General features: G+C 39.4%; 11 protein-coding genes. All 11 read right to left on the bottom strand.

The genetic code is table 11. The annotated features are described in order from the left end of the window. Nucleotides 1-173 precede the first annotated feature (173 nt). Complete coding sequence (locus tag QOX35_RS09015; protein ID WP_283686644.1) at nt 174-1,925, bottom strand: family 43 glycosylhydrolase; 1,752 nt, start codon at nt 1,923-1,925, stop codon at nt 174-176. Between the two features lie 16 nt (nt 1,926-1,941). Continuing rightward, a complete protein-coding gene (locus QOX35_RS09010; RefSeq protein ID WP_502846762.1) occupies nt 1,942-3,288 on the bottom strand; it encodes a glucoamylase family protein in 1,347 nt (448 codons plus the stop codon). Nucleotides 3,289-3,296: 8 nt separating this feature from the next. Further along, on the bottom strand, nt 3,297-5,579 hold the full coding sequence (bglX, locus tag QOX35_RS09005; RefSeq protein WP_283686642.1) for a beta-glucosidase BglX: 2,283 nt from the start codon (nt 5,577-5,579) through the stop codon (nt 3,297-3,299). Between the two features lie 4 nt (nt 5,580-5,583). Further along, complete coding sequence (gene bglX, locus QOX35_RS09000) at nt 5,584-7,821, bottom strand: beta-glucosidase BglX (RefSeq protein WP_283686641.1); 2,238 nt, start codon at nt 7,819-7,821, stop codon at nt 5,584-5,586. A 7-nt stretch (nt 7,822-7,828) separates the two neighbouring features. After that, nucleotides 7,829-9,997: a glucoamylase family protein gene (locus QOX35_RS08995; protein WP_283686640.1), complete on the bottom strand. Its 2,169-nt coding sequence runs from the start codon at nt 9,995-9,997 to the stop codon at nt 7,829-7,831. 113 nt (nt 9,998-10,110) lie between these two features. Next, a complete protein-coding gene (locus tag QOX35_RS08990; RefSeq protein WP_135104521.1) occupies nt 10,111-11,571 on the bottom strand; it encodes a RagB/SusD family nutrient uptake outer membrane protein in 1,461 nt (486 codons plus the stop codon). A 24-nt stretch (nt 11,572-11,595) separates the two neighbouring features. After that, nucleotides 11,596-14,658 (bottom strand): SusC/RagA family TonB-linked outer membrane protein, encoded by a 3,063-nt coding sequence (locus QOX35_RS08985; protein ID WP_283686639.1) that lies wholly within the window; start codon nt 14,656-14,658, stop codon nt 11,596-11,598. Nucleotides 14,659-14,921: 263 nt separating this feature from the next. Beyond that, on the bottom strand, nt 14,922-17,753 hold the full coding sequence (locus tag QOX35_RS08980) for a triple tyrosine motif-containing protein (RefSeq protein ID WP_283686638.1): 2,832 nt from the start codon (nt 17,751-17,753) through the stop codon (nt 14,922-14,924). 240 nt (nt 17,754-17,993) lie between these two features. After that, on the bottom strand, nt 17,994-21,092 hold the full coding sequence (lacZ, locus tag QOX35_RS08975) for a beta-galactosidase, LacZ type (protein WP_283686637.1): 3,099 nt from the start codon (nt 21,090-21,092) through the stop codon (nt 17,994-17,996). Between the two features lie 224 nt (nt 21,093-21,316). After that, nucleotides 21,317-22,582: a glycoside hydrolase family 99 protein gene (locus QOX35_RS08970; RefSeq protein ID WP_283686636.1), complete on the bottom strand. Its 1,266-nt coding sequence runs from the start codon at nt 22,580-22,582 to the stop codon at nt 21,317-21,319. A gap of 24 nt (nt 22,583-22,606) precedes the next feature. After that, complete coding sequence (locus QOX35_RS08965; RefSeq protein WP_283686635.1) at nt 22,607-25,924, bottom strand: glycoside hydrolase family 2 protein; 3,318 nt, start codon at nt 25,922-25,924, stop codon at nt 22,607-22,609. Nucleotides 25,925-26,045: the final 121 nt, after the last annotated feature.

The following is a 26,045-nucleotide window of genomic DNA, read 5'->3' as shown; positions in this document are numbered from 1 at the left end:
TTTTCAAGATAGTTATTACAATCTTTACTTTTTATTATCTAATGCTATTTTTTCGATTCTTTATATATATTACAAAGTAAATAATAATTGATTTGATCTAAAAACAAAACACTCGTAGCGCATAAATCACTACGAGTGTTTTTTAGTTACAACTAAAACTACCAAAAAATCCTTTATAAAGCCTGAGCCCTAGTCCACTCAGATGTGCCGTTCTCATTGATAGCCTCTATCGCAAAATAATAAGGCTTTGTTTTATCCATACCCGGATAATAGTATTCATTTACATTATATACCATTACACAGTTATAGAGTTTATCTGGCTCTTGCCCGATGTATATATTATAAGCATAAGCTCCGTCTACAGGTTTCCACTTCAGCCACCCGTTACGTTTGTCTGTCATATCTGAACGTAAAACAATGAAGTCTTCCACTGCTTTGGGCTTATCACCTTTTCCCAATCCAAAAGCTCTGAATCCTGATATTGCAAATTTACCGGTCGGCATATGTATATTTTCAAGTTTCAGATAACGAGCCTCAACAGGCTTTGTCAACTCCACATAATCGTGAGGCACATCTTTCTGATTTTTACTTTTATCAATCAGCACGCTCCACTTCTTCCCATCCAAAGAATAATAAACCATATACTGGTGATATGTTCCTATTTGCTTGCCCATAAGCTCTACATCCTGATCGGCATAATTAATCTGTATAGCATGTACAGTAGAAATTTGCCCCAGATCGGAGATCAGCCATTCTCCTTTGTTCGCTGTCTGAGCACTCCAATATGTTTTGACGTTTTCGTCGACTATGTTATTTGCATAAAAAGCCCCAAGGGTAGATGACACTCGCACCGGCTTATTATAGTTCAACAGCATCCAACCTGTAAATCGGCTCTGCAAATGATCTGCTTCACTATTTGGCAAATAGTGAGGATAGTCTCCAAATGCAGTATTACAATACATGACATCATCTTTATCGAATCCGGCAGGCCAGATACCGATGCGACGCTCAAAATTATTTTTTACATTAATCACCATTGTGGAGGTATGCCAGTAATTCTTCCAATTGTCCTGAAATGTAGCTCCATGTCCCGCACCTCTTATAAAACCTCCGGCCTTCATACTTAGCGGGAGAGATACATGCTCAAAGTAGCCTAGAGGACTGTCACTGACTGCTACACCATCTCCATAGTGACTAAATTCTGTCCCCGGACCACCCCATTGCAGGTAATATTTTCCATTATGCTTTGTCATCCATGCACCTTCCATAAACGGCTTTAGGAAAGTATTATCCATATGTTCTCCAAACCGATGCCAACCGATGCGCTCATCATCAAGCAGCAAGAGTTCTTTGCGTGTTCCTATGGGTTGAAAATTACTGCGTTTGAGTTCTATGCCATACAATGGATATACGTTGCTACTCCCGTTATACATATAAAGACGCTCGTCGTCGTCAACAAAGAAAGCCGGATCCCAGCCCCCGATATCGAATCGCTCTACGGCTTTACTCCACTCATTTCCTTTGGGATTGGTACTCACCCAAATAGGAAAAAGGCGAGAATAAGTAGAACCGAACACACAGAGCGAGTCGCCTTGTACCCATGCTGCTGGGGCACAAAGATCGTCCCACTTGTTTGGCGTATTGTCAATAGCCTCTTGTGTAAGAAAATGACGTGACACAAAATGCCAGTCAGACATATCGCTACTCCACCAATACCCTGTTTGATTGGTAGAAAACAGATAGTAATCTCCTTTATAATTCACAATTGCAGGATCTGCCGTGGCACGATGCTTTCCCCAAGTCAGAAAGTTGGGAATAGGGCCATATCCATAATCAATATTGATAGGATTACAATATGTTTTTTGCTGCGCCGACAGCCAGAAAGTCGATGTAATAAATAACAATAATATACTTAATCTTTTCATATCTTAAAATAACACATTACTTCAAATGAGGGGATTCATATCCCAGTTTCTTCAGTCCGTTTTGAACATCCGGATGACTCATAAACAGATTCCACAATAATCCTGTTCGGTAATTTTCGAGCATTACCACAGTTGTACCCTGATCTATTGCCAAATACTTCTGGGGATACCAGTTGTCAGTTTCACTAAAGGCGTCATAAAAACCGTAAGGCCCCATCAATTTATCTCGCATGCCATAGAGCTTCCTCATCACTTTCATCGACTCTTCGGGAGTGTAAACAATAGAAGATAGTGCGGCAGTAGGCGTTATCACGCCAAGATCTCCTCTTTCGGTTGGCTCATGAGCCGCATATCCTTTTACCGAATAGCTGGCAGTCAGCCCCCAACAGTCATCACCATAACCTTTATATCCTTTCGGATTTCGGATGCAATACGCCCTGTTTATCAGCGTATAATTTTTCATTTCTTCAAAATAATCTGCATACTTATCCTTTAGTCCTCTTGGGTCTAAGCCTAAGAAAGAATAATGTGCCCAGAACAAAGGCCCTACCTCTGTACCTTGATAACGCATATTCAACTTGTAACCTTCTACCTCATGCGGGCCGATAATCTTTCCATTCTCTCCCCATCCTTGCTCATACACACTTGCAGGAACACCATGAGTAGGAGATGAAGCGGCAAGAATAAATGTTATAAGACATTCATTATAACCATGTATAGAGAAATTCATTTCCCAAGAATGCTCAGGACTCCAATGCCAGTACAATTGGTTTGTACCATTGCGATGCCAATTCCAGTCTACAGCCTTCCAAAGCTTATCGATACGTGCGGCTAGAGATTTTTCTTCATCTGTTCCGTTTATATAGTATTGATGTACAGCAAGAAGACCTTGAAAAAGGAATGATGTTTCCACCAAATCTCCACCATTGTCTTTATCACTGAACCCTACTACTTTACCTGTTTCTCCATTCCACCAGTGAGGAAATACACCTTGAAATGAGTCAGCTTTTTCGAGAAAACCAATTATCTTATTAAATCTTTCTAAGCCTTGTGCTCTGGTGATATATCCTCGCTCTATGCCGGAGATAATAGCCATTATCCCAAAACCACTACCACCTGATGTCACCGTATTTTTGTCATATTTGCCATAGTCTCCATCGACATGGAAACGTTCACGAGCCATACCGCTCATAGGCTCTGCCCCATCCCAGAAATATTGGAATGTCTTCCGCTGTACCGTATCTATTAATGCTTCATCAGATATTGCAGAAGCTTCCTCTGCGACACTTTTATCTTTATTATTAGCACAGTTTAATAGACAGAGAGCAAGTCCGGAGACAAAAATAGCCTGTATTATTTTCATAAGATTCATTATTTCAACGTAAATCTTGCATTTTTCACATCACGGCTATTGCCCCCAATCATTACATCAAAGTCTCCGGGTTCGAAAACAAAGTTAAGATCATAGTTATAGAACTTCAACATTTCGGGTGTTATCTTAAAATCGACTGTCTTAGATTCTCCCGCTTTGATGAAAACTTTCTCAAAACCTTTTAGTTCTTTTACCGGACGGGTTACACTTCCCACAACATCGCGAATATAGAGTTGCACTACTTCCGCTCCGTCTACTTTAGTCTTATTCGTTACTGTCACACTCGCCGTTAATTCTCCATTTGCATCTATCTGTGTCGAACTAAGTTTCACATCACTATAGTCGAATTTACTGTAGCTAAGTCCAAACCCGAACGGATACAAAGGATCATTTGATACGTCGAGATAATTGCTGCGGAATTTTTCGAACCATTTACCGTCGGCTAATGGGCGACCTGTATTTTTATGATTGTAATATAATGGTATTTGTCCTACATTCTGAGGAAATGTGGTAGTAAGCTTTCCACTCGGATTTACATCTCCAAACAGAACATCTCCAATTGCATAAGCTGCTTCGGTTCCGCCAAACCACACATTGAGTATTGCAGGAACATTTTCTTTTTCCCATGTAAGAGTCAACGGACGACCTGTAAACAATACTAAAATGACAGGTTTTCCTGTTTTCAATAATTCCTTTAACAAGCGTTGTTGAATATCAGGAATACCAATTTCGGAACGACTGCTCGACTCGCCGCTATATTCTGACGATTCGCCCAATGCAGCTATAATTACATCCGCGTTCTTTGCAATTTGTAATGCTTCATTTCTTAATTCTTCTTCTGTACGTCCATCACGCTGCAAGTCCCTTCCAAAAAGAGTTGCTCTCTGCTCCAGTACGGGGTCGGTAGTTAAATTACTACCCTTTGCATATACTACATTCGCTTTGTTGCCAACCACCGCTTTTAGTCCGTCAACTACTGTTGTCGCTTTATTGAAATCTGCCGCTACACTCCATGTCCCGGGCATATTTTCACGGGTATTTCCTAATGGCCCAACAACAGCAATCGTGCCCTTTTTACTCAAAGGCAACACATTGTCATTTTTGAGCAAAACAAAGCTTTCTGCTGCTATCTTACGGGCAAGAGCACGATGTTCGGGTGTATATATTTCTTTCTTTACCCTGCTCACATCGCAATATTTATAAGGGTCGGTAAATAATCCTAACTTATATTTTGCTTCAAGGATAAGACGACATGCCCTATTTATATCTGCTTCGGTTATCTTCCCATCATCTAACGACTTCTTCAAAGTTGTAAGAAAACCTTCACCAACCATATCCATGTCGATACCTGCACGAAGTGCACGAGCCGATACGGTTTGCAAATCGCCGATACCATGATCTACCATTTCGTTGATCCCTGTAAAGTCTGTTACCACAAACCCATTGAATCCCCATTGTTTGCGCAACACGTCTGTCATCAGCCATTTGTTGCCTGTAGCCGGAACTCCGTCTACTTCGTTGAATGATGCCATTACGCTACCTACTCCCGCATCTACTGCTGCCTGATATGGATAGAAATATTCATTATACATGCGTTGGCGACTCATGTCTACCGTATTATAATCACGTCCGGCTTCTCCCGCTCCATACAGAGCATAATGCTTTACACACGACATAATCTGATTGTTAGTCGTAAACGTTTTGTCTCCTACTCCCTGATAACCTCTTACCATAGCTTTGGCTATTTGTCCTCCCAAATAAGGGTCTTCGCCATTGCCTTCGGATACACGTCCCCAGCGAGGATCTCTCGATATATCCACCATCGGGCTAAATGTCCAGCAGATACCATCGGCACTGGCCTCGATCGCTGCTATACGTGCTGATTTTTCAACAGCATCCATGTCCCAAGAACAAGACAACCCCAATGGAATTGGAAACACCGTTTCGTATCCGTGAATAACATCCATCCCAAAAATAAGAGGAATCCCTAAACGGCTTTCTTCGACGGCAACTCGTTGCACATCTTTTATTTTTTCAACACCTTTTATATTGAAAAGGCCTCCAACAAGTCCTTTTTTAATCTTGCCTGCAATATCGCTATTCTTTGCCTGTCCTGTTACAATATCTCCCGAACCGGGCAAGTTGAGCTGACCTATTTTCTCCTCAATAGTCATTTTGCTCATCAGATCATCTACAAAACGATCCATTTTTGTGTTTTGGTTCTGCTGTGCATTAGCGATCAGGGTACACCCAAGCAAAACAGTTGTAATAAGTTTCTTCATATTGCTATTTTAATGTAAATTCTGTTTTTAATTTCGTATCCGAACTTCCGCCCACAAAAAGATGGAAGTCTCCCGGCTCGTAGACATACTCAAGCTGTGAGTTATAGAATCTCAAATCATTCACAGATAAGGTAAAGTCTATTACTTTCGACTCGCCGGCTTTCAAGAATACTTTTTTGAATCCTTTCAATTCTTTCACAGGGCGCGTAACGCTTCCTACCAGATCACGCGTGTAAAGCTGTACAACTTCCTCTCCGTCATATTCGCCCGAGTTGGTAAGTTTTACACTTACTTTAAGCGGACTGTCTCTTGTTATCTCTTTTGACGCTAACGTTAAGTCTGAATAGGTAAATGTTGTATAGCTCAGTCCATATCCAAATGGATAAAGAGGCTCGTTAGAAACATCCCAATAACGAGATCCATACGCAAACTGAGCGACATTGGGATCATAAGGACGACCCGTATTCTTGTGATTATAGAATAAAGGTATTTGTCCTACATTCTGAGGGAATGTCATTGTTAGCTTTCCTGACGGATTATATTTCCCTGTGAGCACATCAGCAATAGCTGCGCCTCCCATTGTACCGGGAAACCAAGCCTCTAAGATTGCATCCAGATTATCCTTTTCCCAGTTTATAGTCAACGGTCGTCCATTCATCAATACAAGAACCACAGGCTTTCCGGTCTTTTTTATCGCTTTGAGTAAATCCAATTGAACACCGGGAAGTGATAAGTTTGTGCGGGAATTATTTTCTCCCGACATATTATGAAACTCGCCCATCACCATCACCACAACATCAGAAGCGGAAGCTACTCTAACAGCTTCGGCAAACCCTTTCGTATCATCACTCTGTATATCGCAGCCTTTGGCATAAGAGATTTTGTCTTTACCGATGGCTTCAACCAAACCATCATACACACTTACAGGAATCGTATCACGATTTCCCATTGCAGACCAACAACCCAATATTTCATACTTATCTTTCGCCAAAGGGCCAATCAGTGCTATTCTCTTATTTTCTTTCAATGGTAAAGTTTGCTTGTCATTCTTTAAGAGAACCATCGATTTGCGTGCCATGTCCCGGACAGCCTCTTTATTTGCAGGTGTGAGAATATCGGTCTTCTCTCTGTTGGCATCACAATATCGATACGGATCTTCAAACAGTCCTAACTTATATTTTATTTTCAGAATTGCCCGAGCCGCCTCGGTTACATCTTTCTCCGAAACTTTTCCTTCATCTATAAGAGTTTTCAGATGATTCATATACACACCTCCCTGCATGTCCATATCTACACCGGCATTCATCGCTATTTCAGCAGAATGCTTCTCGTCTTTAGCATATCCGTGCGGTATCATTTCATTGATAGAGGTATAGTCTGTAACTACAAATCCATTGAAATTCCATTTATCATGAAGAATGTCCTTCAGCAAGTATTTATTCCCTGTGGCTGGTATTCCGTTCAAATCATTGAATGAGGTCATTATCGTACCACATCCGGCATCGAGTGCAGCCTTGAATGGAGGAAGATATGTATTCCACAGTTCATTGAGAGACATATCCACCGTATTGTAATCTCTCCCTGCCATAGTCGCCCCATAAGCAGCATAATGCTTCACACAGGCAACTACAGTATTTACAGCCGATAGATTATCCCCTTGAAACCCTTTTACACGTGCTGCTGCAATTAACGAGCCTAAATAAACATCCTCACCCGCACCTTCGGCTACACGTCCCCAACGAGGATCACGAGAGATATCGACCATCGGAGCGTATATCCAGTTTATACCTTCGGCTGTAGCCTCGGAAGCGGCAATTCTAGCAGAACGTTCCATAGCTTCGAGATCCCAACTGCATGATTCGGCAAAAGGAATAGGAAAGATAGTTCGCTGTCCATGGATCACATCGTAACCAAAGATGAGAGGAATACCTAAACGGGTTTCTTCGACAGCTATTTTTTGCAGACTACGTGTATAGTCCGCACCAACAGCATTAAAGATACCTCCAACCATTCCTTTCTTGAGGTATTCTTTGTAGTTTGGGTCAACTGTGGGGCCTGTTATAACATCATAACCGCTGGTATATAAAACCGTTTGCCCGATTTTTTCTTCCAAAGTCATTCGGCTAAGCAAGTCATCAACAAATTTATCCACCTCAGCATCCCTCTGATCTTTGTCTTTACCACAGCCCGTAAATATAAGCAGACAGAGCAAAGCAAAAGATGTAATCCAATTCAATCTCATCTTCAATTTATTTAATAAACACTTCTTTTACCATTCGCTGAACATCGGGATCTTTCATAAACAAATTCCAAATAAGTCCTGTACGGTAATTCTCTATCATCACCGTTACCGGAGCTTGGTTAAGCCCCATATAAATGTTAGCACACCAATTCTCGTTCAGATTGAACGCATCACGGAAACCATATTCACCCCACAAGAAAGAACCATAATTACGATAATAATTCTTCAATGCCGCCATCGATTGCTCTGGCAGATAAGGGAATGAAGCCAAAGCCCCTGTCGGTGCCATCGTTCCCACATCCTGATGATCTACCGGTTCGGCGGCACGATAACCCCAAGGTCCGTCACTCGCCGTAAGACCCCAATTATCTGCTCCATATCCGATATTCTTTTTAGGATTCTCTACACAGTAACGGTAGTTTATAAGAGCTATATTCCGAAAGTTCTCGAAGTAATTTTCAGAAACATATTTATCTTTTATCTTGTGCGGATCAAGCCCCAAGTATGAATAGTGAATGAAAAACAATGGCCCACCATTAGACACTCCCACATCGAGCTTTACTCCGAAATATGTATTTCCGTTAGAGTACATTGCCCCATCACGTGTTTGTCCCCAGTCGACACGATAATCCTGCGCCAGCTTTTCCTGACTAGCCCATCCCGAATAATACATGTCTTTGCCTATACCGTGGGTTGGTGAGGCTATTGCCAGCAAATAAGTTATCATTGTCTCGTTCCAGCCGATAAGATTGTGGTTTATCACCCATTCCTGGTCGGGAGACCAGTGCCAATACAAATATTTACTATCTTTTGTCTTTTTGAACCAATCCCATTCTATATTTTTCCACAGTTTGGTGATTGTATTTCTAATGTATTTCTCATCATCACTGTTCTTGTCAAAGTATTGACGGGCTGTTAATAGCCCTTGAAACAAAAAGGATGTTTCTACCATATCGGCTCCATTGTCACGCATTCCGAAAAATGGTTCCACTTTACCTGTTGTTCCATCTATAAAATGAGCATAACCTCCATGAAAAGTTTCGGCTTTGTCGAGAAATGCGACTATTTTTTTGAACCGTTGTATGGCTTCCTCCCGAGTGATATATCCTCTCTCTACACCGGTTACAATTGCCATCATCCCAAAACCCGAAGCTCCTGTTGCAATCATATTTCTGCGTCCCGGAATATTTTCGAGGGCTAGCCCTGAATTTGGTTCTGCACCATCCCAATAATATCTGAACGAGGCTTCCTGCACCATATCCAAGAGTTGCTCGTCAGTCATATAGCGGGTTGTTGCTTCTACGATATTAGATAGTTGTGATTCGGAGTAGTCATAATTTACACAAGCAATGCGGTAGCTGAATGTCTTATTAGGTTCGTTTGTGAAATCTGCATAACGTCCTGTATAAGGATATTGTATGCCTACCTGCTTGAACTCTCTCCCATCTTCGGAGCGATATATTTTTATATATTTTATATTTTTCAACCCTGATTTATCCCACCACAAGTCTACATGACGCTCATAGGCCTTTGCTTTTATCGCCGGGACTATCACGTTTGAAACAGGTTTTTGGATAGGACTTAATTCTACCTGATCTATATATAAAGTATGCTCTTTTCCGTCTTGTGAATTTTGTTTGAAAAGAACTTCTTTTATTTCTTTTGTATTTGTGTAGCTTAAATTTTTAAATTCAGATAGAGGGATGGATACTGATACCCATTCCTCTTGTTTGAATTGAGATATATAGTCGTTAAAGTTGATAAAGGACGATGTAGTTGTTTCTTTCTTGTTAATAGCACCTATGGCAATAAGAGGTAATTCTTCTGCTTCTGTTCCCGATTTGACAAATAATTTAAAGTCCAGAGATTTACCCTCTTTCACAAAGTCTTTTCCCCGCCAATCATGATAAAGAATCGACGCCGACCAGCTTCCATTAGGTGCAGACACATAGTTTAATAGCAGTGAGTTTTTTGCTGTAAAGTATTCCTTTTCGGATACAGGTAGTTTATTTTCTATATTCTGGATATAGCTAGGAGATGTATAATCGGCTCTACTGTAATAGTAACGCCCTGTCATCAAACCATTGTCAAAAAAAATGTGATCGTATTCCGGTTCTTGCGCGGGAGCAGATAAACATCTTATAACTAACAGACAGAAAATAATTCTTAATTTCATGATATGGCATTTACGTTGATAATAAAAACTTACACATTACAATATATTCAGTACAAGAAGAGACGAATACCCAGCACCTTTTCAAGTACTGAGTATCCTCTCCTGATAGTTTCTTATTTAAGATTTGGATTCAAATCTTTTTGAGCTTGAGGTATCGGATAAAATTCGGACTTACCTTCGGTAAATCCAGGAAGTGTTCCGGCAGCCTTACCTGTACGAACAAGATCGAAGAATCGTTCGCCCCATTCGCACGCTAATTCAACTCGTCTTTCTTCCAAAATCTGATCCAATGTAACATTAGTCAATGTTGGCATTTTTGCTCTGGTTCTCACCAAGTTGAAAGGAGCATCCCCATTTTCATTTTTACGAACTTTTGCTTCGGCATTCAATAGAAGGATGTCTGCATATCTCATCACACGGATGTTATTACCAAATCCATACCCTGTTCTTCCTTCCGGAAGCTGAGTGCTAGGCAGATACACTTTTCCATTAAATACTCTATCGTTTCCGTCTGCTGCTGTACTTGGTTTTAGCACATCCCCTTCCTTGGTTGTAGATCCCGCATACAAGAAAGTAGTTTCTTTACGTACGGTCTCACCCCTGTCTTGGAATAGTTTTTCTAAAGAAGCACTAGGAACCATGAAGCCCCAGCCCCCTTCAATATTTGTTCCTACAAATCCATTTCTTGGACCTTGGAATGCAAACCACGCATCAGACTCTATTGCTGTGCTACCAACCAAACCGTATTGTAGTTCGAATAGATTTTCGTTTGATAAGCATCCCGGCTTTTTGAAATAATCATAAAAATCGGGATAGAGCTCAAACTTGTTACTGTTGATAATCTCATTTGTTGCAGATAGTACAGCATCCCAATTGTTGATATCAGAGTTTGCTTTTGCCCTCAGTGCCAGAGCTGTATATTTAGTAACCTGACCTTTCAGAGGCATTTCGTTAGGACGTAAAGCCGGAAGATTGGCTTCACAGAAATCCATCTCATCATTAATAAACTTGTAGATATCAGCCCGAGGGGTAACATTAAGTGTACCTAATACTTCTTTGTTATCGGTAACAAGCAATGCATCGCCCCAGAATCTGGTTATCTGAAAATAAGCAAAAGCTCTGATAAAACGTACCTCTGCCTGATATTGAGTATTCAGTTTTTTATCCGCCTCAGTTGTTGTATACTCGTTATATCTATTCAGGTCTACCAAAGCAGAGTTACAACTCAACACCAAATTGTATAATCCTGTCCATGATGAGTTTAATGCCCAATATCCACCAAGCTGATTGTATTCGAATGACTTTGCATAGTTTAACTCTCCCTGATCGGAAGGTGAAGAACCTTTATTTATATCATCACCTCTTACGCTCAGTAGGCCAAGTCTTCCCCAGAAACTAAGTCCACTTCCTCCACGCATACGTGCATAGATACCGATTAGCGGCTGGTTCATATTTTCGGTCAGAGTATAATCAAGCCCCTCGACATCTAATACATTTTCGGGTTCCTTATTTAGCCAGTCGCTACAACTGCTTAATAACAATAATGCTGATATAATGTATATATAAAATTTCATAACTATAATTTCTTATTTCTTTAATTAATATACCAATCTGAAACCAATACTGTAAGTTGAGGTTAAAGGATAAACATCGTTATCTATTCCATCAGCCACGTCTGTAGTAAATCCATTATAGGAGAAGAAGTTGAATGGTCTTTCTGCCGTAAAACTTACTCTTAAGCTAGATTTGTTTCCACTCTGAGGGAAAATATTCTGGAAAGTATATCCCAACTGTATATTCTGAATCGTAAATGTATTGGCACTTTCAACAAAGAATGAGTTGAAGCGGCTATATGTCCATGTATGTCCCAAAGCTGCGCCTGATACATATTTGTTTGTAGAGCCTTCACCTGTCCAACGGTTTTTAACGATATCTTCGTCGAAATTTATATCAGTTTGTTTTTGTCTTAAGAACCGTTTCTGATTCAGGATCTTATGACCAAACTGTCCTTGGAATGCAGTACTAAAGTCAAAAGCCTTGTAGGTGAACCCGAGATTACCACCCAAGAAGAACTTAGGCAGTGGAGAACCGAGCAATGTTCTGTCTTGGTCTGTCAGTTTTCCGTCGCCATCTATGTCTTTAAACTTAATATCTCCCGGAACCGGTTTGCTGGCAATATCTGTTAAAGTTTTATCATTATCAATTTCTGCCTGATTCTGATAAATACCTTCCATTACATATCCATAGTAAGAGTCTACTGTCTGACCAATCTGTCTGATACGTCCATAGTCCCCGGATGTAATTATGCGATCCAAACCATCAAGGTGAGTGACCTTATTTTTCAAAGTCGACATATTTACACCAACATTATAAGTAAAATCACGCCCGATCTTATCATCCCAGTTTAGAGATACTTCTACACCCGAGTTTTGGATCTCACCGTTATTCATTAATAATGATCCGGCTCCTGCCTGAAGGCTTTTCAAGAACACGGCATCTTTTGTTATACGTTTGTAATAATCAAGTTCTCCCGATAAACGGTTATTCAGGATAGTAAAGTCCAAACCAAAATCCAATTCTTCTACTTGTTCCCATTTCAGAGAAGAGAAAAACGAAAGGCTGGATGTACCAGGCATAAGTTGTCCGTTGAAATATCCTGTTTCTTGAGTAATGGAAGCAAATCCATCATTTCGTTGTATCTTATCGTTACCCAGCATCCCCCAGCTTCCTCTTAATTTCAGGAAGTCAAATACTTTCTGATTCTTCATAAAGTTTTCTTCCGAAAGTACCCATCCAAGACCTACAGAAGGGAAATACCCCCACGTCTCTTGATACTTTGAGCTGCCATCGGCACGGATTGTAGCAGATAATAAATATTTGCCTGCATAGTCATACATCAAACGTCCGAAAAACGAAGCGCCTCTATTTTCTTCTGCATTGTCGTACCAAGTATCGGCATCTGCTCCTTGCTCGATAATAGAACCGTTGTGTAAGTACCAGTACTCGTCTCTTCCATCAGGGATACCTTCGCCTTGCAAGCGCATTCTTTCCCATCTCTCTTTTCTTATAGAATTACCTGCCATCAGAGTCACATTGTGTTTCTCAGCAAAAGTATCTCTATACGTCAGGATATTATCTATCAACCAATTGTTTGTATATTTCTGAGATTTAGTCAACTGCGTTTTCTTATTTTGTTGACTGGCCGAAACGGTGTATATCGGCAAGAATAAACGATTGCGTTGGAAAGACAAATCCTGATTGTAAGAAGTTCTGAATGTCAACTTATTTTCTAAGAAAGACAACTCCATGTAAAGTGCCGGAAGAACTTCTGTCACCCCCACTTTGTTGTTATAATAATCAGCAATAGCCACCGGATTCCAAAAGTAGTTTGTTAGCCCGACATCTTGTGCCGATCCATATTTGGTAGGCGATGCAATGCTATTATTCGCATCATAAGCCGGATATATAGAAGGTGATGTATACGCATTACCAAAAGCACTGTTATTTGCAAGCTTTTGATCACTGTTTACAACAATAAAGCTACCTCCTACTTTCAACCAGTTGGTGATACCTATATCTACCTTAGAACGCATATTTAATCTCTCATAACCATTGTCGCTATCCAAGATACCTTTCTGGTTCAAGTAACTAATACCGATTGAATACGTTGTTTTTTCTCCACCTCCGTTAACATTTATAGCATGGCTATGCATAGGTGCTACTCTCAATATTTCGTCATACCAATCGGTATTTACAGCGGGAATACCATTAGTACCACCAAACTTAGCGATAGACTGATCGATAGTATTTGTATTACCTATTTCTTTCATCACTGTCGCATATTGCTGAGAGTTAGCCATCTTTACCAGGTTAGAAGCTTTTTGCAAACCAAAGTAACCATCGTAAGTAACCTGAGGTTTTCTGTCTGTCAAGCCTTTTTTAGTTGTCACAATGATAACTCCATTCGCTGCACGTACTCCATAAATAGCAGCAGAAGAAGCGTCTTTGAGTACGCTCATGTTTTCGATATCACTGTTATTCAAGAAGTCGATATTATCGAAGAACATACCATCTACAACATACAAGGGTCCGGTTTTAGAATCATCATAGTTTCCGACACCACGAATACGTACTTTAGGCGAACTTCCCGGTTGACCGGTATTGATTACCTGTAGTCCGGGTACTTTACCCTGCATTGCTTGCATCGGCGATGCTGTAAGATGCCTGTTGACATCATCCCCTTTGATAGTAGCAATAGGAGATGTCAAGTCTTTTGCTTTTGCACTACCATAACCGATCACGACTGTTTCGGCAAGCATCCGGCTGTCGTTTTTCATAACTACATCGATACTTGCTTGTGAGCCAACAGTTACTTCTTGTGTTTGCATTCCCACATACGTAAATACTAAAACATTGCCTGTAGCAGCTGCAATAGTATATCTACCATCGATATCGGTAATAGTACCATTGTTTGTTCCCTTTATTTGTACAGTAACGCCAATCAGCGGTTCATTGGCTTCGTCCTTTATAATTCCTGAAATAGTTTTCGTTTGAGCATAAATATTTCCTGTGGTTAATAGGAAACAAAACAGGAATAATAAATACCGCAAAATCAGTGAATTCAGATTCCCTGAAATAAAGTCTTTTTTGGATTTTTTCATAGTTCAAATTACTTTAATTAACTGTTAACCAATTAATCTAAATAATAAGGCAGGAGTAATGTTTACAATAGCCAACCGGCTATAGAGTGAGGTGACTCTTTCCATGATATTTAGATTTATGCCAAAATTAAAGCACACAGACAAAATGATATAAAAGGAGGGTTCACATCAAATACGCACACGCTCTATTTAACGTACATTAACAATGCACACTTTCCACTCTAACATACATAAATACATGTATTACAGAATATTATTTTAAATTAATCGAGATTTAAAATAAAATCATTTAGATTCTGTGTAGACCTGAGGTTAAGTTTCTTCCTTAATCTATAACGATTGTTTTCGACCGATCTGGTCGATAAGTTCATAAGAGAGGCAATGTCTTTTGTCTCGAGATTTAGCTTCAAACATGCGCAAAGTTTAAGGTCGTTCGGGGTGAGTTCGGGATATAGAATCTTCAATTTCTTGAAGAAATTAGTGTGTTTCTGTTCAAATTTTATTAGTAAGATTTTCCAGTCATTATCATCCTCCAAATTATTGTTTAAGATAGGCAATACCTTCTGATATAAAAGCTTCAAAGTTTTATTATCACTTGAAAGACAAAACTCATCAATCACTTCTTTTATAGACAGTATAATCTCATTCTTTTGGATAGTAAATGAAGTCTGGTCGAAGATTTCCGCATCTTTTTTCTCTATTTCACTTTGCAATTCCTGATTTATGGTTTGTAGTCTTTCGGCTTCTCTCTGTCTTATTTTTTGCAGGTGTTTATTCTTATATCTCCTTAGGATGATAACCCATACGATATATGCAACAAACATAATAAGTAATATATAGATCAGGTAAGCCCACAAAGATAAATACCAAGGAGACAATACAACAAACTGAGATGTAGTAATCTCAGATGTGTAGCCAATATTGTCTGTAGTACGAAGCATGAACGTATATTTTCCGGCAGATAAACGGTCATAGGTTACTTTATCTATCTTCTGCGGTTTCGACCATTCATTATCGATTCCTACCAGCTTGTACTGGAATAAAAGATTCCGGCTTAATACCTGATCGGATATAAAACTAAAAGTAACCGAATTATATTCGTAAGGAACCTCAGACAATGTTGCCGGATCTCTAAAATCGAACTTTCCTTTCGTTGACTTTATCTCTAAGGTTTCCAGATATGGTCTATCCTGAACGGACTTATATTTCTTTGCAGGAATTTTGTCATTATAGAGTAGGAAGCCATTATCTAAACAAATGAAGTTTATTGAATCATTCAAGATAGAAATATTCTCGTATCCTTCTACTAACGACAGTTTGTGAACACCAATATTATATCTTTCTTCAATTTTGGCATCACTTCCATCGTAACTGAATTTGAAAAGGCTCTTATCCGTTATAGCCCAAAAAGAATTATCTTTGATATGAATAATCTTCTTTATTTTATTAATAGACTTAAAGCAGTTGTTCAGCTTCTCGTTTGGCTTGATCGTATTATCTATTTCGTCATACGTCAGAAAATTATTATCCCCGAATAAGATTATACGCCCTCCCACTTTAAACATGGATAATTTATGAGGAAGATTTTCTTGTGTATTATCTCCATAATAACTCCAACTCTTTACACCCATCACATCCTCATTGAATAGGTATCTGTAAGTCCCTTTGTATGGATGCTGAACCCATATATTTCCCAGATGATCGAGTTCACTCTTGAAGACAGGTCCTCGGCTATCGTCTATATCATACACCTTATTTGTTCCTTTATGAACTATCTTCAGGTGATTGTAAGTTGATACAGCCAATATTTCAGCTTTATTTACCGTATATTCTTTTATGTCATAGATGCCAGACATTATAAAAGGCAGGTAAGGATATGACTTATCATCCTCGATAATCATCGCACCACGATTGTGGCAACATATCAGTTTATTGTCTATAACACGCAAGCTCCATACTTGTCCTTGCGTTCCGTTTACCAATCTAAGGTTTTCTAGAGAGTTTACTGATTGCAGTTTACCCTCAGGCATATAAAACAGCCCCTGATTAGTTCCTATATAGAGTTTATTTTTCCAATAAAAAGCATCATATACAGCCCCTATATTTCCATTCGGGTCAGTATAATAGCTCATGTTGTCGAGATACTGTATATATGCTATCCCCCTATCTAATCCGGCCCAAAAATTTCCGTTTTTGTCTTCGCGCAACGATAATACCGTATTGTTGTTAAGCTCTGTGGCTGTAGAAAAATGATTTAATATATTGCCGTTTCCGTCAACCTCATATATACCGTTAAGGATAGAACCAAAGAAATATGTCCCTCGTGAAGTGAGTAATCCACAATTAAGTTCATTTAGCTTCAACGCTGATGAAATGGGAGTATTCCAAGGGGAGATTTTCACCCCATCATAGATATAAAGACCGTTAGTTGCAGTACAGATCAAATATTGATCTTTTTTGTAAGGTAAAATCGTTCTGACATCTTTCCCTGTGAAAAACGCTCCATCGTTTATTTTTGTAAGCTTATCGTCTATCAATCGGAACAATTCGCCTTGCATTTCTTGTACCCAAAATTGTCCACGTACTTTCAGCAAAAAAAGAATATTCTTATTTATCTTTATTTGCTTAACAGTTTTATAATCATATATGAAAATGGAATTAAAAGATTGAAAGTACACCTTATTATCATTAAACCATATCTTCCAGAAATCATTTTCCTGCATCGATTTCTGATCAACCAAAGATTTTAATGATGTATATTTCAATTGCCCGGAAATGTCCCTTTTCCAAAGGCCAAATTCTTCATAACCGCCGGTAAATATCGTTTGATGATCGAGTACTGCCACACTCCTTACCACAGACCTGTTGGCCATCTGAAAAAGCTTCCACTCTACGCCATTAAATTGTAGCAACCCGATATCATTTCCAAAATAGGTACACCCTCTTTCATCCTGATCTATAGACCAGTTTTTGTTTGCTGCACCGTATGTGTTTCTATCAAAGTTTACAATATATGGATTATTTGCTTTTGCAAAAGAGGAATATAAACAAAGCAATAGGATACATAATAAATAACTAGCATAACTCTTTTTCATGTGATATCTTGTGTTACATATTTGTCTATATTACTACTTCTACGAACTTGTACAAAAATAACAACATAATTTCAAATAAATAAGATGATATATGACTTAAACTTTTTGGATAGAGAGTATACTGTGGTTAAAAGCCTTTCATTCGGTAGACAGTAGAGATTGTACTCCTTTTAAATAAAAAAGAAATGCTTGTGTTTTTATTTAACACAAGCATTTCATAAGTATTATCTTTTTTATAAGTTACTTCTCAAGGCTTATCGTAAAGTTGTAACTATATTCTTTATCAGTAAAACTATACTTGCTTAAAGGTCTTGCACCCCACGAATCTAAGCCGGCTACACCGCGTTGAAACAAATCAACACAAAGCACGACTTCATTTCGAGGCAATACATCCGACCAGTGCTGTTGCTTTTTGGTTCTACCCGGATCCAGATCTTCCGGCTTATAATTAGTTGCACCTACAGACAAAGGTTGTCCTCCTTCAACACGAATGCCCTTATTCTGGACATTTGTGAGAGTCAACCAACGCACATCAGTTTTATTTCCTGTTTCTTGTGGACGATAATAACTAAATGCCTGATCTTCTACTTTTCCTTTCCAAACACCCATGAATGTATCATGTTTGCGATCTATATAATTTTCATGAGGACCACGTCCATACCATGCAAAGTCATTGTATTCTCTAGGCAAAGTCATTATCATTCCAAATCGCATCATATCCGGCAAATTATCTGACAATGCCTTATAATCAGCTTTTATATTCAGGCTTCCATCTTTATTCACGGTATACGTCAGGTCTACTTTTGCTTCTATGGCAGACAGTTTGCATTCATATTTTATAGCAATATTTCCGTCTTTCTCTTCACTGCCCAAATAGCTGTAACGCGTATTATCTCCTGCCACTTCCCACAAGCGAAGATTAATCTGATCGTTTGCTCCAAAGTCATTATCGGTAGGCCCCCTCCAGAAGTTGAGACGAGGCAATTCGCGCATTACAGGTCTTCCGTCGCTCTCAAACCGGGTAAGTCCACGACGAATGTCTTTTGTCGCAAACTGATATTTCAGAGTGCCTGCTGTTACGATTATCTGATCCTGCTCTTTAGAAATATTTAATGAGCCTGACTTTCCTTTTTCAGTAAAATAGTTGTTTGTATCGTATGCAAATTCTTCTTTTGCTACTTCAAATCCGGCCTTTAGGAAAGCTGTTTCTTTCTTATTGTAAGCGTAAACTTGCAAGAAATGCTCTACTCCCGGCTCAGCCTTTATTTGCGGTATATTTAGTTTCACATCTTTCTGAGAGTCGGCAGGGACGGATACGTCAAATATTCCTTTCGATTCCACGTTGCCATTCTTCAACAACACCCATTCGTAAGAGTAATTGTCATTTGTAAGATCAGTGAATTTATAATCATTTATCACTGTTATGATACCATTATTCAAGTCTTTCACTTTGAATAGTATATTCTGATACACTTTCTTTACAATGTGAGTATGTGGCAAATAATTCTGATCGGGGCTAATCATACCATCCATACAGAAATTTCCATCATTGACAAGGTTATATCCTCCCAGATCGCCACCATACGCCCAGAAGAATCTGCCCTGATCATCTTTTGCAGGGAAACCATGATTGTACCATTCCCAAATAAAACCTCCTTGCATATTCTTGCTGCTACGCATAACGTCCCAGTATTCTTGCATATTACCCATACTATTTCCCATAGCATGTGCATATTCACACATAATATAAGGTTTCTCCAAATCTCTGGCAGCATCACGCTTCATAGACTCCCATGATGGATACATAGGGCAGAATATATCAGTATTCCTGTCTCTTTGATGTGCTTGTTCGTATTGCACAGGGCGACTCTTATCTCTTCCTTTTGCCCAATCATAAGTATCGAAAAATGCTTTGCCATTGCCGGACTCATTCCCTAACGACCAGAAAATAACAGACGCATGATTTTTATCTCTTTCCACCACGTTCTTTATTCTGTCCATATGAGTGGCATTCCATTCAGGAAGGTTAGATACATTGCTCGGACCATATCCCAATCCATGCGACTCTTGATTTGCCTCATCCACCAAATAGATTCCGTATTGATCGCACAGCTTATACCACAATGTAGGCTGAGGATAGTGAGATGTACGCACGGCATTAATATTCAATTCTTTCATCAACTGTATATTGCGCATCATCACCTCGCGGTTTACAACCTGCCCTGTCTTATAATTATATTCGTGCAGATTGACTCCTTTAAAGTACACCTTTTTGCCATTAATAAGGACTTGCGCATTTTTGATTTCTATTTTACGGAAACCTATTTTACTAGATGTAACCTCTACAATATTGTTTTTCTCATCTTTGAGAGAGATCAGCAAAGTATATAAGTTAGGCGTTTCGGCTGTCCATTTTAACGGGTTAGACACTGTACCGCTAAAAGTTGTTTCTTTCAAACCATTAGAAGGAACCGTTACTTTTTGAGATTTACTAAATACGCTTTTTCCTGCACCATCGAGCAAAGTAACTTCTACTGTTTGGTTTTTATTCTGGGTAGCATAATTTTTCAATTCCACATCAAGACTAAACAACCCATTCTTGTAATTAGCATCCAAGTCAGGATGTGCAAAAAAGTCTGATATACGTGTCTCTGCTGTGCTATAGAGATAAACACTGCGGTTGATACCTCCCAATCGCCACATATCCTGATCTTCAATGTACGACCCATCACTATATTTATAAACCTGACAAGCCAAAGTATTTTTTCCTTTTCGCACATAAGGAGTAATATCAAATTCAGCCGGGCTCTTCGCATTCTCGGTATACCCTACCTTCTGGCCATTTATCCACAGATACATAGCGGTAGTTCCTCCTTCAAAGTGAATGAACACTTTGCGTCCGTCCCATGTCTGAGGGAGATCAAATTGATGCTTATACGAACCTACAGGATTATCGTTATCATTTACATAAGGGGGATTTGTTGGGAATGGGTAAATTACATTGGTGTAAATAGGAATACCAAATCCGTTAAACTCCCAATTTCCCGGTACAGGCATATCTGTCCATTTGCTTACATCATAGTTTTCTTTATAAAAATCAGCAGGAGCTTCGGATGGCTTAGCCACCCAATGAAACTTCCAGGTACCATCTAACGACATAAAGTAAGGTGATGCCGAATAGTCATCTTGAGCTGCAAGCTTTGCATCGGGATAGGGCAAGAACGTGGCTCTGGGTTTTTCTTTATTGATAGCAAAAACTTCGGGATTCTCCCAATCTCTTGTTTGAGATGTTGCCATAACAGCAACCAAAAGGAATGCTAAGATCAAGTTTAATTTCATGAATTTTTATGATATAAAATTAACAATTAAATAATTTACACTGGCATTTGACTTAAAGATGTTAAATATAGTCATTTTCAACCATCCTTGCAAAATGTTTCTATGCTTTTGTATTCGGTTGTTATACAACAATAGCGGCTATAAGCATTCTATAAGCCGCTATCTGAAATCAAATGGGTAAAACTTAGGAGGAACTCATTCTCTAATGATCTACCAAAAGATATTTATTTTCTTTGAGGCAGAGAGGTTGTCAACTCTCTTTCTTTGCGAAGCATTTTACCTGCTTCCCCTACCAACCATAAATAATGATCACTCTGCAATCCTTCTTCGATAGGAACAAAGGTACTTCCCGATATGCCAACAGGAACTTGTGTTGCACATTTGAAGATGGCTGTTCCCTCATCAATTTCATCAAACATTGCTATATATAGAGACTTTGCACCTGCTTTTATCGACTCACTCATCTGTTTCCACAAGAATGAACCTCTATTGCGAGGTATCTGCAAGGTATTATCACCTTTCAGATTTTTCCAAGAGAAGCCGGGGAAGGCCAAAGGAACATAATCTACTTTATTTTCTTTACACCAGGCTATGTCTTCAGATATAAGCTTGGCAAAAAGATGATATGAAGCCTCATTGTAACGCCCTACAAACCAAGGCATAATTATATCACTTTTTCTTATCAACTCATGGAGCTTCGAATCTTCCATAGTATCTGAAGTAAGAGTACGCCAGTATGTAGGGACTCCCAGCATAATACTAAATCCGCTTTCTTTAAGTTTATCCACCATGATTTCTATATCAGATAATCCGTATGCTCTATTATCATTAAATCCTACGCCCCATATCACCACCAATGGTTTTCCATTGTGATGGAGATAAGACGGATTTTTCTTTTGATCTTTGATGTCATAAGCTTTTACCAACTCGTCAAAATCGTCCAGCAAAACTTTTTCATCACCCGAGCGCATGCCACTCAGGTCGTACATCACACATATAGCCCGTTGATATTTCTGCGCTGCCTTCATTGCCGAGGTCAGCACTTTGTTGAAATGATTCTTGCCGCTCGGATTCTTTATTTCATTCACAAACCGTTGCATAAATACACCATCGAGTCCATATTCTTTCATCCATCGAAAATGAGTATCAACAGTAGACTCGTCATACGAACTAAAGGTATATGCAGGACTTCCATCGGGAAAAACAAACTCTGTCTTATACGTCTTCTCATATTCCGATACATCAGGCCAATAGTCCACTGAGCTCGATCCGGGACAGAATCCTTTTTTCCCTTTGTAATGATACCAACCCCTGTTAGCACCATCATCCGGGGCATTGAACCAACCCTGATAGCCCGCCATTACCAAACCATTATACGAATCGTACTTATAGTTCTTATCATTCTCTTTCGAAGTGCTATTTTGTTTCTGTCCACAAGAGACTATACAAGTCAATATGAAAAAGGATAATAATATCGATTTTATTTTCATGTCTTATTCTTTCTTTATTTCACGTTATCTTACTACAGACGATAATATCTGCTTCATAAAGTTTTTATCTGCCGAGTTGAAACGGATGTTCGTTTTTATCTGGGAATTATTCCTCGGATTCACCAATTTTATAACCATATGATTCCATCCTTTATCCAGCATTATATTAGGAACCTTAGTCTCTGCCTGCCCAACGCTTTCTTTTGAAAATACTTTATTCTTGTTCAAGTAAACTGCAAATCCACCTTCAAAGTCTAAAAACATATCCAAACTCGGCATATCAGGCTCAGCCAGCAGATTACTCAATGAGCGTGGGCTATATATCCAAAAACTCATATAAGCCACAGCCGTTCTGTCTCTTTCGGGCTTTGCCAATGAAAACAATCCATTTTCGGCAATTGCTACTGCCCACGATTGATTGTCAGATATTGTATTCAGTTGAGGAATAATATCCGCCTCACCCTTCAGAAAATCGGTTGACAATAAATCTTCTACCGAATCAGCATCTTTACTTAAGGATACAACTAGTGACTTTTGTAACTGCGCCTTAGTATCTAATGCCTGCATGCTTTTTATATTATCATTGGAAATAGCAGCTCCCAGATTCAACAGCATTTTGGTAAGCAAAGACTGAGTCTCCAAGGCTATTTCTGAAAGGTCGAGTGTAGAAAGAATTATTTCAGCATTCCCCTGTTTGAGAGAGGCTATTACCACATCTGCTCCTTTAGATTCTCGCTCGCTACGGAAGACATTTCCGGTCTTCGATGTCTCAGCCTGATAATTCCAACGTTGCCAATCGGTATTGCATGATCTCAATAATACATCCGATTTCATTACAAAATCTCCTGACATACCATAATGCATTGCCGTTTTGCCTCGTGGAATAAGTTCTGAGAAATAAAAATCAGCATGATTTAATCCTTGCAACAAAACAGGTGTTCCCTCTTTCAGAAATGAAGTAGCTTTTCTGCCTTCCAACGATACAGAATAAGGAAGGATAGCATTGATGAAATCTCTTGATTGTGGATTTACTCCCATTACGAGAATTTTTGCTCCGGCTTCAATCGCCTTCTGTATTTTTAACTGTTGTTCTTTAGTGTTTGTCGGAGGATTATTTCCGTCTATTATTACCAAAGTTTTATTTGTGATCTTTGCATCAGTGAGGATTTTCAATCCTAAATTTTCAAGATTTTCCTTTAGTTTCGAATCTGCCGAGGCATATAATACAATAGCATCGACGGCTGGGACTACTTTTTCTATTTCTTTTTTATCCTTTATCTTTCCGCTATACGGCAGCATCGGCGTTGCATTAGCTTTACGCACAGCGTCTAGCAAAGGCCATTCTCTATAAAGCGGCAGCGACATATCATATCCCGGATTGAGAGTAGTAGTATATGGGCCTAAGCGCTCCGGCTGCATTCCATATCCGCCTTCTTCGAAGTCGAAGAAGATACCATCATCTGCAACAGGAGGGCGTGTTGTATCTTTCATTCCCAGCTCAAGAGGTTGTAATCCATACCATACCAGATTGAATATACTGCTATACGAAGCATTCAGCTCACGTTGAGTTTTTATAAGTTCATAGCTTTCTATTGCTACACCCTCCATCCTACCGAGCATACTCTCGTAAGATCTATTACCGTTATACTCTGACGATTGTTTAGGAGTTCCGTAATATGCCATACTCTGCTCTCCTATCCCCCACGGTTTTCCTTCCGATGCCCATTTCCGCATACCGCCCATACCACCGTAATGACCGATAACAGTAGGCAGATCGGTTGGTCGGTCGGTTTCTCCATCGCCCGATATCCAAGGTCGGGTAGGGTCTAGTTCGGCTGTCACCTTTACCCATCGATTTATCTCATCTAGTTGTTTTTGAATGAGCTCTTCAGGTGCTTTAAATACATGTACCGCTACAGGAACTGTTTCGTTGCAAACACTCCAGCCGAACACCGATGCATGGTTCTTATCTCTTTTTATAAGACGGCGAATATGCTCTACACAACTCTCCCAATAATCGTCGCTATCGATCTTCGGTCCTCCGTCGCTCGACCAGATACCCGTTTCATCCAGTATGCAGATACCCATTTCGTCGGCAACATCCAGATAAAAACGAGGGAAAGGCTGAGCATGTAAACGAACTGCGTTTGCATTCACGTCTTTAAGCATACTAAACCACGCCCAAGGGTAGCGGCGCGTCATCTGAGGTACTCCCATAAAGTGCCATGAGTCGCCTCTTAAGGATATCTGTTTGCCATTCAGCAACAACCTATCTCCTGAAATTGTAAACTGACGCCAACCAAAACGGTTATACTTCTTATCTATTGTTTTATTGTTTTCGGTCAGATTTACGACCAAGCCATAAAGATTTGGTGTTTCGGGTGTCCAATATTCGAGTTCTCCGTTTACAGCCTTTTCGATTGTAACTTTTGTAGTTGAGTTGGGTTGTAATACAATCTTTTTTTCTGTAGGAAAAGTCAATGAAGCGAGAGAAGCGACCTCTCCTTTCTGTTCGGGACTTTCATTAATTGTACGTCCAGCCAGATTGTACCATTTTTTTACCTCTGCATCCAAGGTTACAGTTCGCTTCTGCGAAGATGCGTTTTTTATATCGAGCTCTATTCTTAATTTTTTATTCTGTACATCGGGCTGAATAAACAAGTCTTCTACATACACCGGATTATAGGCAAACATATATACATCTTGCCATATCCCTGCCATTTCGATACCCCACATAGACCCTCCTACGTAGGTTCTACGCCCATATTTTCCATGATTATCAAACAAGCTGCCTTTGGCTACACCCACAAGTATTTCATTTTCTTGTCCGGGCTTTATGAAAGATGTTATATCAGCTTCGAAGGGTAGGAATAATTCAAAGTTTTCAGCCACTTTCTGACCATTTACATACACCTCGGTTTTTCCCATCACAGCTTCAAAATGAAGAATAACCTGTTTACCGCTCCAATCTGAGGGTACAGACACATTCTTCCGCATCCACCCTATCTCGGCTTTTTCCCACTCTTTGGGATAACTTCGATAAGCGGTAAAGTCTCCCCCCTGTCCGTCTGTAAAATGATTTACATTCCATGGTGACGGTATCTTTATAGCAACGTTTTCTTTTTTGAAAGTCACAGGCTTCTTAAAGTCTGACGCTTTCGCTCCGTATATCGGCATAAAGTCCCATTTACCATTCAAGCATAATTCTTGTCGGTATGGCTTTTCCACATCATTTACCAACCCCTGCATAGGGTTGAACGGGTAAGGATATTTTATTCTTTCCGTTGCATACATACTAATGGAAAGGGCAATCAGAACAGTTAGTATAAAATACTTTCTCATTTTTATTTTGTTTGGCATTTATTCAGGTTGCAGAAGCATTAACCTTTTAAATTTATAAAATTATCTCAGTTATTTTTCGTATAAAATCAATATAATAATACACCATAAAGTATTATTCAAG

It is taken from the genome of Dysgonomonas sp. Marseille-Q5470 (assembly GCF_951230145.1).
Classification (GTDB): domain Bacteria; phylum Bacteroidota; class Bacteroidia; order Bacteroidales; family Dysgonomonadaceae; genus Dysgonomonas.
Note: the sequence above shows the minus strand (reverse complement) of the source record. Positions and strands in the feature narration are given on the sequence as shown.

Bases quoted from the DNA above. Each gene is read 5' to 3' on its own strand.
- QOX35_RS09015 (WP_283686644.1), bottom strand. From the start codon at position 1,925: ATGAAAAGATTAAGTATATTATTGTTATTTATTACATCGACTTTCTGG.
- QOX35_RS09010 (WP_502846762.1), bottom strand. From the start codon at position 3,288: ATGAAAATAATACAGGCTATTTTTGTCTCCGGACTTGCTCTCTGTCTA.
- bglX (WP_283686642.1), bottom strand. From the start codon at position 5,579: ATGAAGAAACTTATTACAACTGTTTTGCTTGGGTGTACCCTGATCGCT.
- bglX (WP_283686641.1), bottom strand. From the start codon at position 7,821: ATGAGATTGAATTGGATTACATCTTTTGCTTTGCTCTGTCTGCTTATA.
- QOX35_RS08995 (WP_283686640.1), bottom strand. From the start codon at position 9,997: ATGAAATTAAGAATTATTTTCTGTCTGTTAGTTATAAGATGTTTATCT.
- QOX35_RS08990 (WP_135104521.1), bottom strand. From the start codon at position 11,571: ATGAAATTTTATATATACATTATATCAGCATTATTGTTATTAAGCAGT.
- QOX35_RS08985 (WP_283686639.1), bottom strand. From the start codon at position 14,658: ATGAAAAAATCCAAAAAAGACTTTATTTCAGGGAATCTGAATTCACTG.
- QOX35_RS08980 (WP_283686638.1), bottom strand. From the start codon at position 17,753: ATGAAAAAGAGTTATGCTAGTTATTTATTATGTATCCTATTGCTTTGT.
- lacZ (WP_283686637.1), bottom strand. From the start codon at position 21,092: ATGAAATTAAACTTGATCTTAGCATTCCTTTTGGTTGCTGTTATGGCA.
- QOX35_RS08970 (WP_283686636.1), bottom strand. From the start codon at position 22,582: ATGAAAATAAAATCGATATTATTATCCTTTTTCATATTGACTTGTATA.
- QOX35_RS08965 (WP_283686635.1), bottom strand. From the start codon at position 25,924: ATGAGAAAGTATTTTATACTAACTGTTCTGATTGCCCTTTCCATTAGT.